The 12,583-nt window shown below is 41.7% G+C and carries 12 protein-coding genes; 7 read left to right on the forward strand and 5 right to left on the reverse strand.

The window, feature by feature from the left end; genetic code table 11:
* Positions 1-3 precede the first annotated feature (3 nt).
* Entirely contained in the window at positions 4-1,827 is a 1,824-nt protein-coding gene (locus tag BLU80_RS09870; RefSeq protein WP_091397420.1) for an ABC transporter ATP-binding protein, read from the reverse strand.
* Positions 1,828-2,405: 578 nt separating this feature from the next.
* Here BLU80_RS09870 and pdhA point away from each other — a divergent pair.
* The 5 genes from pdhA to BLU80_RS09895 all read left to right on the forward strand — a co-directional run bounded on the left by pdhA (position 2,406) and on the right by BLU80_RS09895 (position 6,139).
* A complete protein-coding gene (pdhA, locus tag BLU80_RS09875) occupies positions 2,406-3,407 on the forward strand; it encodes a pyruvate dehydrogenase (acetyl-transferring) E1 component subunit alpha (RefSeq protein WP_244518859.1) in 1,002 nt (333 codons plus the stop codon).
* Positions 3,408-3,433: 26 nt separating this feature from the next.
* On the forward strand, positions 3,434-4,123 hold the full coding sequence (locus BLU80_RS09880) for a tetratricopeptide repeat protein (protein WP_091397424.1): 690 nt from the start codon (positions 3,434-3,436) through the stop codon (positions 4,121-4,123).
* Positions 4,124-4,128: 5 nt separating this feature from the next.
* The gene (gene ribH / locus BLU80_RS09885) at positions 4,129-4,608 is read left to right on the forward strand and encodes a 6,7-dimethyl-8-ribityllumazine synthase (RefSeq protein WP_091397427.1); all 480 of its coding nucleotides are present in this window, start codon (positions 4,129-4,131) and stop codon (positions 4,606-4,608) included.
* Between the two features lie 178 nt (positions 4,609-4,786).
* Positions 4,787-5,512 (forward strand): (Fe-S)-binding protein, encoded by a 726-nt coding sequence (locus tag BLU80_RS09890; protein ID WP_091397430.1) that lies wholly within the window; start codon positions 4,787-4,789, stop codon positions 5,510-5,512.
* A gap of 84 nt (positions 5,513-5,596) precedes the next feature.
* Positions 5,597-6,139, forward strand: coding sequence for an EVE domain-containing protein (locus BLU80_RS09895; RefSeq protein ID WP_091397432.1), 543 nt, complete (start codon positions 5,597-5,599; stop codon positions 6,137-6,139).
* Between the two features lie 205 nt (positions 6,140-6,344).
* On the opposite strand, the gene BLU80_RS09900 is transcribed toward BLU80_RS09895, so the two are convergent.
* From BLU80_RS09900 to BLU80_RS09910, 3 genes are all read right to left on the reverse strand, one after another.
* Positions 6,345-7,850: a hypothetical protein gene (locus BLU80_RS09900; protein ID WP_091397434.1), complete on the reverse strand. Its 1,506-nt coding sequence runs from the start codon at positions 7,848-7,850 to the stop codon at positions 6,345-6,347.
* Positions 7,851-7,979: 129 nt separating this feature from the next.
* Positions 7,980-8,549, reverse strand: coding sequence for an RNA polymerase sigma factor (locus tag BLU80_RS09905; protein ID WP_091397732.1), 570 nt, complete (start codon positions 8,547-8,549; stop codon positions 7,980-7,982).
* A gap of 180 nt (positions 8,550-8,729) precedes the next feature.
* Positions 8,730-9,503 carry a DUF4397 domain-containing protein gene (locus BLU80_RS09910; protein WP_170831197.1) on the reverse strand — a complete coding sequence of 258 codons (774 nt, stop codon included), beginning with the start codon at positions 9,501-9,503 and terminating at the stop codon, positions 8,730-8,732.
* A gap of 347 nt (positions 9,504-9,850) precedes the next feature.
* On the opposite strand from BLU80_RS09910, the gene BLU80_RS09915 reads away from it, so the two are divergent.
* On the forward strand, positions 9,851-10,312 hold the full coding sequence (locus BLU80_RS09915) for a hypothetical protein (protein WP_091397440.1): 462 nt from the start codon (positions 9,851-9,853) through the stop codon (positions 10,310-10,312).
* A 330-nt stretch (positions 10,313-10,642) separates the two neighbouring features.
* On the forward strand, positions 10,643-11,713 hold the full coding sequence (gene recA / locus BLU80_RS09920; RefSeq protein ID WP_091397443.1) for a recombinase RecA: 1,071 nt from the start codon (positions 10,643-10,645) through the stop codon (positions 11,711-11,713).
* 207 nt (positions 11,714-11,920) lie between these two features.
* On the opposite strand, the gene BLU80_RS09925 is transcribed toward recA, so the two are convergent.
* Positions 11,921-12,337, reverse strand: coding sequence for a nucleoside-diphosphate kinase (locus BLU80_RS09925; RefSeq protein WP_091397446.1), 417 nt, complete (start codon positions 12,335-12,337; stop codon positions 11,921-11,923).
* Positions 12,338-12,583: the final 246 nt, after the last annotated feature.

A 12,583-nucleotide genomic window follows, 5' to 3' on the forward strand; every position in this document is an offset into this window, starting at 1 on the left:
GTTTTAACCACCCACCTGTTCATAGGCATTCAGACTCTGCTGGGATTCAAAAATCTGCACATATTCAGGTGTGGATTGTAAAAGTGTTTTATGCGTGCCGGTAGCAACCACCTCTCCTTCCATCAGTAAGACGATCTGTTCGTAATCCATTACTGGAGCCAGATTCTGCGTAATGGATACCAAAGTTATGCCCGGATAATTTTTAGCAACATTTTGCCAGATTCTTTGCTCAGTCTGTTTATCGACCCTGGCAGTAAATTCATCTAACAATAATATTCTTGGATTAATAGCCAACGCTCTTGCCAGCATAACCCTTTGTTTCTGACCACCGGAAAGACTGCCACCTCTCTCGGAGACCACCGTATTTAACCCAGCTGGAAGAGTCTGGATAAAATCTTCCATTTCGGCTGTCTGTATCGCCTTTTGTAGATCCTGATCAGACACCTCCGTGTTAAATGCAATATTTTCCCGAAGGCTCATATTAAAAATTACAGCATCCTGGAAAACAAGGCCGATCTGACTTAACAGGTTCTCCTGATCATACTGTTCAATTGGAATGCCATCATAAAGAATCTTTCCTTTTTCTGGGCTAATCAGCGTCGTCAGACTATATAAAAGTTGCGTTTTTCCTGCAGCAGTTGGTCCAATTATGGCGGTTCTTGAGCCGGCCTCAATACTTATGGATACATTTTTGAGTGCCTTTTTCTCGCCAAAAGAAAGCCATAAGTGTTCCATTTCAATACTGCCTTCCAGCTTTTTGTGAAAACTGCCGCCAGTTGGAATTTCCGGCGCTTCCAGAACCTGCAAGATTCTTCCGTAAGAAGCCGAAGCACGGGCAATTATATTACTCATAAAGCCTATTATTAATATCGGGAAGATCAGAATGGCGATATAACTATTAAAGGCGGCAAATTCCCCCAAAGTCATTGCTTTAGCAATCACAAAATGACCACCCATTCCCAGCACAATCAACCTGGCCATATTTGCTGTAAAAACAATAACCGGTATTAATAAGGCAAACAACCTTAATATTGTGAGGCCCAGATTTTTAGCTTCTCCGCTAGCCTCAGTAAATTTATAATATTCTGGCAACTGGGCATTTAATACTCGTATTAAGGCAGAACCTAAAATAGCCTCACTGATAACACGGTTGAGTTTATCCAGTACCTCCTGAGATTTTTTAAACAGTGATTTTACTTTTTTAAACACCAGAAAGAAAGCACCTCCGATGATAGGAATCACCAATAGCACTAATAGGCCAAGTTCCCAGTTAATATGCAATAATAAAACGGCAGCACCAATAATGAGTACAAGAGAAGATACGATAGAGACAATTGCCTGTGAGACAAAAGTTTTTACGGCGTCCACATCAGAGGTCAGATTTGTCAATATTTTACTGGGTGTTACCTCCTGGATTTGTTTAAAGGAATGCAAAGAAACTTTATCTGCCAGTTGAACTCTAAGATCCCTGGCAACTTTTTCTGATGCATAAGTCTGAATAATACTTTGTAAATAGCTAAAAATAAAAATACCCACAGTGGCAGCCAGAAAAACCGTGAGTATTGAAGATAATTGATAGGTATGGTGTGTAAAGTGGTCAATGCCTCTTTCAATAATCTTTGGAATCACCAGATTCAACAAATTACTCAAAAGTGCGAACACCAATAATCCTGCAATCAATCCCTTATAAGGTTTTAATACCTTAAAAATGTTGGCTTTGGGAGCTCTTTCCCTATTTGTATCTTTTGAATCCTCTTTATCTGTAGCGGGCTTCTCTTTCAATGTTTCGTCCAATTCGTCAGCTGATGGCTTCTTTTTTTGTTTCATGATAGGGACAAAAATAAAACAAAAGCCTGCTAATACTATATAAGTTTTCGACAAATGGCACCCCAGATTCGGTGAAAGCAAAAACCGTTCTTACATATTAAACATTTACACAATCTGATAGCATTGATCCAAAAACACCATTATTTACATCCGGTTATTTAAAATCCAGGTAATAATGGTCAATAATTTAAGTTCAAAATTATATATAAATTAATAATATTTCAGATTTAAATCGGTAAATAAAACCACACAAATGGCTTTATTTACATATGTTGATAAAAAGATCTGAAAGCTTTATTCGGCTTAAATGTGCAACCCAACGTTTACTTAATTTGGCCGATCTTTATATTCATTCGATAATAATTACCATAACGGGGCAACATAATGCATTAAAAATCAATAATTTTAAAGGCCAAAATTCTTATTGGCAACTATTTATACATTTTCCCCCTTAAAATCAATCATAAAAGACCCAATTCCAACGGCGTTAAAAATTGGTTTTCTGTTGAAAACCAATTAAGGAATTGCTGTTGTATTCTGGAATTAATTACTATATTTGCGACTCAAATTTTAATATCGTGGCTACAAATACTCAATTTTCAAAGGAAACCTATCTGTATTGGTATGAACTGATGCAACTCATCCGCCAGTTTGAACTAAAAGCGGAAGAAAAGTATAAAATGGCAGGAAAAATCCGTGGATTTTTCCACGCTTATGTGGGTCAGGAAGCAATTGCGGCCGGCTGTATGACAGCAACCCGTCCGGAAGATCCGTTTATCACGGCTTATCGTGATCACGGTCTGGGCATGGCTAAAGGCATCACTCCGAACGAAGCAATGGCTGAGTTATATGGAAAGGCAACCGGTTGTGCTAAAGGTAAAGGTGGTTCCATGCACTTTTTTAGTAAAGAACATCATTTCTTTGGCGGTCACGGTATCGTAGGCGGACAGATCGGTGTGGGCGCAGGCCTTGCTTTTGCTGAACAATACCGCGGTACAGACAATGTTGTACTTTGTTTCTTCGGTGACGGTGCCGCCAGACAAGGGGTATTACATGAAACCTTCAACCTGGCTATGTTATGGAAACTTCCTGTTGTATTTATATGTGAGAATAACCATTATGCGATGGGAACTTCTGTAGAAAGAACCTCTAACGTTTTGGACATCTATAAATTAGCGGATGGCTTTGAAATGCCGGGTGACTCTGTAGATGGTATGAACCCAGAAACAGTTCATGAAGCAGTTGCCAGAGCGGTTAAACGTGCACGTGAAAAAGGCGGTCCTACCCTTTTGGAAATCAAAACCTACCGTTACAAAGGACACTCTATTTCCGATCCGGGTAAATACCGTACAAAGGAAGAGCTGGAAGAGTACAAATCCAAAGATCCGATCCTGCTCACCCTGCACACCATCAAAGAAAAAGGACTGGCTACCGACGAAGAAATCGCAGCAATCGATAAACGTATTGAAGATGTTGTAGAAGCCGCCGTTAAATTTGCAGAAGAAAGTCCATTCCCTGATGCAAGTGAAGTACTGAAAGATGTCTATGCAGATCCTAATTACGAATTCATAGTAGACTAATATTATATTAAAAATCAAAACAATTTATGGCTTACAATCAGGCAAATAGTGGTACAGCTCTCACCGCATTTTGGTATAAGAACCAAAAAGCGTTACTGACTATCGTCGCAATTATTATCATTGCCATTCTAGGCGTTATTGCTTATAAGGCCTTTATACAAGGACCTAAGGCAGAAAGGGCCAACGAACAGTTAGCTGTTGTACAGACTAATTTTCAACAGGCAGCCTTTCAGCCAACACTGGATACCGCTGCTTACAAAGCAGTATTAAACGGCGCAGGCGAAGGCATAGGAGCCCTTGGCATTATAAAAAGCTATGGTGGTACCCCTGCCGGCAACCTGGCAAAATTCTATGCCGGTGCTGCCTATCTGCATATCGGAGATTTCGCTAATGCGGTAAAGTACCTCAAAGACTTCTCCACAGAACAAAAGCAGATTCAGATGATGGCCTATGGTGCACTGGGTGATGCATACAGCGAGCTCAAACAGAATAAAGAAGCTATTGCCAGTTATAAAAAAGCCGCTTCAACATTTGAAGATGATGGTGTTAACGCTTCCGAATACCTGTTCAGAGCAGGAATGCTGAGTGAACTTTCCGGACAAAAAAGTGACGCTATCGCAATTTACAAACAATTAAAAGATGAATTTCCAAATACAGTAAAAGGTACACAGGCAGAAAAGTACCTGAACCGCCTGGAAGTTCAAACAACAAATTAATCAATATGGCCAGTACTGGAAACACCCTATTGACAAAAGGCATCCCTAAACTAGCGGATGCCTTTGTTGTCATTGTCAAGACTGAATGGAATGCTCACCTGGTTGACCGATTGGAGGAAGGTTGTATAAAAGTCCTTAATGAAGCAGGCGCTACGCATACCACGTTAAGCGTACCGGGTGCTGTGGAACTCCCTTTTGCCGTACAGCGACACCAAAAAATAAGCAGTCAAAAGGCAGATGCATATATTACGCTTGGCACCGTCATTCAAGGAGGAACCCCCCATTTTGAGTATGTATGCCAGATGGTATCCCAGGGTGTCACACAACTTAACCTACAACTTCCGGTGCCTGTCATATTCGGCGTCCTCACGCTGAATAACGAACAGGAGGCCATAGATCGTACCGGCGGTGTTCACGGACATAAAGGAGAAGAGGCAGCAATTACTGCATTAAAGATGATTGCACTTAATCAGAGTCTTCAATAGTCGGACCTTGCATTAAGGCAAAATGCTCCGGAAACTGCCTCAAAAAAACAAGCATAATTTGGTACATTTGCTTTCTAGCAAGGTTTTTGAAAAGCTTGCAGTAAACAAAGCGTAAATGCGCTGAAAGAAGTGTAAAGGTTGCTTCATCACCCACGCAAAACGCTATTATTTAAGTGATATGGACGTTCAACTATTTATTCCCTGTTTTATTGACCAGCTATACCCTAGTGTAGCTTTTAACATGGTCAAGGTACTCAAAAAAGCAGGGTGCAATGTAAAATATAACGCTAATCAGACCTGTTGTGGTCAACCGGCCTTCAATGCCGGTTTTTTCGAAGAAGCTAAATCCGTTTGTAAAAAATTCCTGGAAGATTTTAAATCGGATGATTATATCGTAGCCCCCAGTGCCAGCTGCACCGGTTTTGTACGGAATTATTATGGTAAACTTTTCGAAAATTCATCCCTTGTACACGATGTTAAAGCTATTGGAGAGCGTATCTATGAGTTCTCGGATTTTATGGTAAATGTGCTTAAAGTAGAAGATATTGGTGCCAGTTTTGAGGGTACCGCTACTTATCACGATAGTTGTGCAGGACTCAGAGAGTGCAAGATCAAAGAGGAGCCCAGAAAATTACTTGCGCACGTTAAAGGGCTTCAACTAATCGAGATGGAAGATACAACCACCTGTTGTGGCTTCGGAGGCACTTTTGCGGTCAAATTCAATCCCATCAGCGTGGCCATGGCTGACCAGAAAATAGGCCATGCACTGGACACCAAGGCAGAATATCTGATTTCAACAGACATGAGTTGCCTGATGCATATTGGCGGTTGTGCATCCAAAAAAGGAGCGCCCATCAAGAGTCTGCATCTGGCAGATGTCCTGGCCAGTGGCTGGGAGGAATAAATAGATAAAAGCAGCGGCAATCATTCCAGACAATCAAGATTGTATTAGTATATAGGAACATTCACGATAATTACGAATTAAACAATGGGAAATAATCACTGGCTCGTTAAATCTGAACCTTTTAAATACAGTTGGGAAAAATTCCTGAAGGACAAGAAGACCTTTTGGGATGGTGTTAGAAACTACCAGGCACGCAATAATCTGCGTACCATGCAAAAAGGCGACCAGGTCTTTTTCTATCATAGTAATGAAGGCCTGGAAATCGTAGGAATTGCAGAAGTAGTAAAAGAAGCCTATCAGGATCCGACAATTGATGACGAGCGCTGGGTAGCAGTGGATTTAAAACCGGTGACGACCTTAAAGGCTCCGGTAAGTCTGGCCCAGATAAAAGCAGAAAAAAGATTGCAGGATCTGGGGCTGATCCGCCAGGGCAGGCTCTCTGTATCTCCAGTTACTGCAAAAGAATGGGAAGTTATTTTGGAGCTTTCTGAACAAAATGCCACCGAATCCAAATCGGCTCCGAAGGCAGCGCCTGCCTTTTCAAAAGTCGCTAAAAAAACAAGCGCTGTAAGCAAGGCTAAACAAGAGACGACTAAATCAGCAAATTCAAAGGTAAAAGCCAAATAGCTAAACGAAGACCTTAGAGAATTTACAATAAAAACTGCGGTTCATCTTACAACTGGAAGTCTTTCAAAGATTCAGTTTTAGGATGAACCGTAGCTATTTTACCGGGTTTAACTAAGCAATAAGTCAGGTAACAGGTTAGCAACAGCTATGTAAAAAATCGCCACTTCAGTATTCTGTGTGAATGTTGAACAATCCTCTATTCAAATTACAGACCCAGTTTAATTCTAATGCCTGCATCTGTCATTTTAATATTCTGGTTAAATAAGTGATTATTCATCGGAACGCTGACAAAAGGTTCAATAGAAATTGATTTGTTTTTATTGATTGGTTGTTGGAGCCCGAGACTGAAATTGATAAATCCTGCTACATTTTTAGCTCCGACCTCATCATCAGGTATGACTTCAGTTGTTTTCACATTAGAAGCCAGACTTTGCATGGCATCTGCTTTTAACATACCTCCAGAAGAAGCCTGAAGTGCAGAGCTCTGCATCTGTGCAATAGTATAACGCCGCTCTACCTTGTCGGAAAGAACAGCCATTGCAGAAACACCGGTTCCAATATAAATCTTGGAATTTAACTGATAACGTAATTCGAGCGGCACTTTCAAACCCGTTACACTGGCTTCAATGGCAGAGAGTGCCCTGCCGCTGGAAGCAAGGGTTGTTATCCCCTGTTTGGCGCTTTGCAGTTCCGTTGCGTCCTTAGCACCCGTGAGTGCCGCATAGGCCAGGCCAGAGTTTAAAGAAAGCCGTTTATTTAAGCGGTAACCTACGCTCACTCCATAGCCCATATTAAGTTTGGCATTATTGCTCAGCCCGGGAACGACCATGACGCCCATTTGCCATTTCCGGCTAGCGAGTCTCCCGGCAGCAGCGCCTTGCTCATCACGTTGATTTTGCTGTTGACCGCCCACCTGAAAATACCCCCGGTCATCAAAATTATCCTTCTTTGGACCAAGAGCCCCTGCCAGGGCTGCTTTATCCTGCTTTTCTGCATTCGAATAAATACCTTTCAGATCTGCCTGATTACCTGTATGATTATTTGATTCAGTCGTCCTTTTTTCGCTCTTATTATCAGGCGGCAATAAAGTGAATACCGGCCCGACCGGATTGATTTGTAAACCCGGTTTATCCTGCCTCAGGGCATCAGGATTCAGACCCGATAAATCAGAAAAACCATTCACTTCTTCAAGAGGTATACTGGCAATGGCCCCCGCTGCTATTGTGGAGGCGACGCTCAGGTCTTCAGGGCTCGGGACATCCGCTGTAATATTGACATTAGGCGCAGTTATCGCTACCTTTGGTGAAGGCTGAACAGATGGTCTATCGTTACCTGAGGCGTCCCCATTGGAAAGGGCGACTTGTTGGTCCGCTGCGTTTTTAGAAGTATCTGCGCCCCGTTGACCCAGATATAACCACCCTGCACCAATGGCAATCAGTATTGCTGCCGCCGCACCTAAAGTTCTCCATAGCCGGTTGCCCGTCCTACCCTTTGCTCCCGTATTAAGTGGTAAAACCTTTGCATCTGCCCCTTTCTTTTCAGCATACACCTGCTTTTCCGCCCCCGCTAAGGCAGCAGCTTCAGCCTCCATTTTTTCGGTGACCGCTTGCTTTTCCAAAAACCTTTCCCATGCCCCTTGCTGATAAGGAAGCTCATGCTCTTTTAACCGATCAGCGAGCTGGCGGATAATATCGTTTGGCTCCTGTTCCATTTTAAGCGCCTGGCTGTTTATGTTGAAAAACTATGTTCATATTATAATATATTTTATTTAACCTGAGTTCCTTACTATTTATCATTTATTATTAACCTCATTTCCATTTATGAATGACTACAGTTTTTGTCAACAAGTACTATATCTAAGTGCGTATAAAGCTCTGAGTTTGCTTTTAGCCCTTGTCAGAAATACCCGCGAACTACTCACCGGAATATCTATGAGTTTAGCGATCTCTTCATGGGTGTATCCCTCTACCTCATGCAGATTAAAGACAATTTTATGGTTTTCAGGAAGTTGATTCACCAAAGCCATAATATCCGCAACTTCCAGTTCTACAGAAGCCTGGACCGCATGCGGTATTTTTTCTACCTTTTCAATCTCTTCCGTATTAAAACTGGATTTCTGGCGCCTGATATGGTCAATAGCAGTCCGGGAAGCAATTTTTGCCATCCAGCCTTTAAAAAGCCGGGCATAGCTATCCGGATCCTCCGGGCCTATAAAACCCTGGATATTTTTGAATATCTTCATAAAACTGTCATTGACCAACTCTTCTGCGTCATCACTAGAGGGGACATAACGTAACACCACCCCCATCAAATAGCCATAAAATGTCCTGTACATCCTTTCTTTGGAGGATGCATCACTGTTTTGACAGTCCTGGACAAGACCTCTGATGCTGGGAAAGTCGCGATTCATGAAGTGACTCCCTTCCATTACAAAAGGGAAGATTAACTGCTGTTTTAAATTTGATAACTGTTCTACCATTGACCAACAAGAAAACAAGACCCGATAAACCCATTTGTCAAAAGAGGAAGTGATCAGTGGCTATCCAAAGTTAGCCAATATTTTGACCCCATCCGCCCCTCTTTGCATTCTTTACTCATTTTCCATCACGCCGATTCCTAATTTAAGCTTACTATCTTTACTATTAAAAACACCCTTGGCCCAGACCGTATAAACTTTCCCGGCCGCCAGGGCAAGACCTGTTTTAGAAGCCAATGTTTTACCTGTTTGCGAATTAACTAGTTTTAAGGTATAGCTATCCGCAGGCGTAATGGCCGTAAAATTTGAAGTCTTGCTATATGCAATATCAGTAAATGCTTCACTATTGTCAGCGCTTGGCGACAATTCCAAAGAAAGGGCAGGCGCATCCTGGCTCATATTTGTAAAACGCAACATGGCTTTAGTGCTATCCTGTGTTCCGAGGCTATCTTTAATCATAGCCAGTTTCAAATCTCCCAGTGTATCTGTTACAAATAAAGAATAAGCAACACCCGGCTCAAGGTAAAACTGCTGAGATGTAAGTAACATATTACTATTGTGGGCGGTTACTCCAAACACTCTAAAACCGGGGTAAGCACTTCTGTAAGCTAATACCGTGTCATAGTCAAACAAGGCAGGGAGATAATTTCTGTTACCATCCGAGATGAAATCCAGAGGGCCGGATTCCGGCGCAGCATTGACCAGCGTTACAGCAGCCACCTGTACGCTATAACTATTATTGTCTGTTTTAAGACAAGAACTTAACCCAAGTACAACAAAGCCCCAAAAAAGACATAGTCCTATAACAAATCCGCGGCCCCTTCCTGTGCCTGTTTGCTGATTATACTTTCCAGCGATTTTGCCCGACAACAGCATATACTTTTTCATGCGATTATTCATATTATTTACTTTCAAAAAACCTGACGTATTATTTTGGAATGTCCTCCTTGTATTTTTTTACCTTCGTTTTTTACCCGTCGGCAGCCAATACCTGGTTGGTTACACCCTTTTGTTTTAAATCATTGCTATAAATACGAATACTGCTGTAGAAACGCTACAAACCTTTCCATAAAATCTTTAAAAAAACAATGGCCATAAGTACACTTAAAGCAAGGCCCGTTAATAGAATAGCCAATCCATCTACCCAAAAACCGGTATTTTAAGTTTTTTTTGGCCTTTGGCTCAGATTTTGTATTTCACACACAAACAAACTATTGCAAATTAAAAATTTGAGTATGAAAAAAATTCTTCTAGCGTTATCTGCGATGCTCCTTATTGGCGCGGCGCAGAGTCTTAAAGCACAATCCTACCGTACAGCTGGTGGATTATTCATTGACTTTGGCAATGGTGCGACTCTGGTAGGTCCACATGTCAAGCATTTTATCAATCAAAACGGTGCTATTCAGGGCATGGTTCTTTTTGGTAACGGCCTGACCGCCCTCGGCGTTGAATACTCTTACAATGAACCCATCCGTAATGCCGCAGGCCTGATGTGGAATGTAGGTGTTGGTCCGCAGGCCGCTTTTGGAGATGGGTCCACCGATTTTCTGGTCCGTCCGGCACTTGGCCTTGAATATAAGGTTCCCAATGCGCCCATCAATTTTGGATTTGACTGGCGTCCGGCCTGGCAATTAACACATGGCTCCGATTTTGAAGCTGGCAGGTTTGGAATTGCCTTCAGATACGTATTCCATTAATTATTAATTGATTTATTAAAAAGCAGAGCCATTAGCTTTGCCTTAACCTGACACCTAAAAACGTCTGTTTCCACCGGGCAAGCCCCCGAAAGGAACGGACGTTTTTTTTATTTATCAACAGGTGCATAAAATACGACAGTCAAAATCCCGCTTTTGATAAATCTTTTCTACTTTCATGGCAGCAACAGAAATCACATTCTTAAAATCTTATACGTTATTATTATAATGTCTAAGACTTTAAAAATTTTTGACTAAACAGATTAGCTTTATTCAAAAAAATGTGTACTTTTGATTTCTGATTATCTCAAACTTTAAAAACACGCTATTGGCATGAGTAACGTAAACGCAGAAAAATTAAAAGCCCTAAAGCTCACCATCGATAAAATAGATAAAGACTTTGGGAAAGGCTCCGTCATGATGATGAATGAAAAGCCTAACCAGATAATTGATGCTATATCAACCGGTTCCATCGGGCTGGATACAGCATTAGGGATTGGTGGATTACCCAGAGGCCGCGTGGTTGAGATTTACGGACCTGAATCTTCCGGTAAGACCACTCTGGCCACCCATGTAATCGCTGAAGCACAGAAAAGAGGCGGTATGTGTGCGATTGTGGATGCCGAACACGCTTTTGACAGCAGTTATGCCCGTAAACTAGGGGTAGATGTTGATAATCTTTTAATCTCACAGCCAGATTATGGTGAACAGGCACTGGAAATCACCGACCGTCTGATTCTCTCCGGAGCACTGGACGTTGTCGTAGTGGACTCCGTTGCTGCCTTAGTACCAAAAGGTGAATTAGAAGGTGAAATGGGCGATTCCAAAATGGGCTTACAGGCCAGATTAATGAGCCAGGCCCTTCGTAAATTAACCGCCACCATTTCCAAGACCAATACCATTTGTATTTTTATCAACCAGTTACGTGAGAAAATCGGCGTAATGTTCGGCAATCCCGAAACAACCACCGGAGGTAACGCCCTTAAATTTTACGCTTCTGTAAGACTGGATATCCGCCGTGCGGCACAGATTAAGGACGGGGATGTAGCTATTGGTAACCGGGTAAAAGTAAAAGTGGTTAAAAATAAGGTCGCTCCGCCTTTTAGAAACACTGAATTTGATATCATTTTTGGACAAGGGATCAGTAAAATCGGCGAAATCATCGATATGGGTGTTGAATTAGGTATCGTTGGTAAAAGTGGTAGCTGGTTTAGCTATAATGGCAGCAAACTAGGCCAGGGCCGTGACGCTGTGAAAAGCCTGCTAACTGACAATCCTGATTTAGCCGGAGAAATTGAAGGCAAGATCAGAGCTCAGTTATCAGAGCAACAGGCGCCGGAAAACACGGCCGCTGCACTGGAAGAAGCTGCAGAACAATCTGAGAAAAAGGCAGCCAAAAAATAAAGCAAGCAATTGAAAAAAAAGTGTTAGTAAATTTCAATCAACGGATAGTGTAAAACTATCCGTTTTTTTTTGTGGATGACCCTCTTTTTCACCGCGCAAAAAAAATGCTTACAATTTCCCTAACAGGACTTTGTAAGCATTTATTATTTCTTATTCATCTTAAGCTTAAAGGAAATAAACAGTCATAGACCGGTTCCTACCCCTGGCTTAGAATCTTTCCAGTCTGGAGAAAAAGAAGTTACCCTCAATCTGTGCATTTTCATCGCTATCACTACCATGGACTGCATTTTCGCCGATAGAAGCAGCAAATTGTTTACGAATGGTACCTTCAGCAGCTTCAGCAGGATTGGTAGAACCAATCAGTGTTCTGAAATCTGCTACCGCATTATCTTTTTCTAAGATAGCTGCAACGATTTGGCCACTGCTCATAAAATCAACCAGCTCACCATAGAAAGGACGTTCTTTATGCACTTCATAGAAAGCACCAGCCTGCTCTTTGGTCAATTTTGTCCATTTCATAGCCTTGATGGTAAAGCCGGCTTTAATGATTTGATCTAAGATTGCACCGGTGTAGCCTTTAGCCGTAGCATCCGGTTTAATCATGGTAAAAGTTGTATTGCTCATATTTTTTTAAGATTGGCCGCAAAAATAAAGCATTTAGCTGAATAAACGAGTGATAGTTTCACAATTTTGACCCAGAGCAGACCCGTACCTAAAAAATAATAATTTGGTTTTCAATTTATTAGCACATCTATTTTTTTGTTGTTCAGCCATCTTCACGAACTTTTGCCAACCGCATAAAATCTGTTATTTTTGCGCCTGTTGGATTATAAACCCGTCGGGAACCTGAGCTGGATTGCACTGGCTATA

It is taken from the genome of Arachidicoccus rhizosphaerae (genome assembly GCF_900107765.1).
GTDB lineage: Bacteria > Bacteroidota > Bacteroidia > Chitinophagales > Chitinophagaceae > Arachidicoccus > Arachidicoccus rhizosphaerae.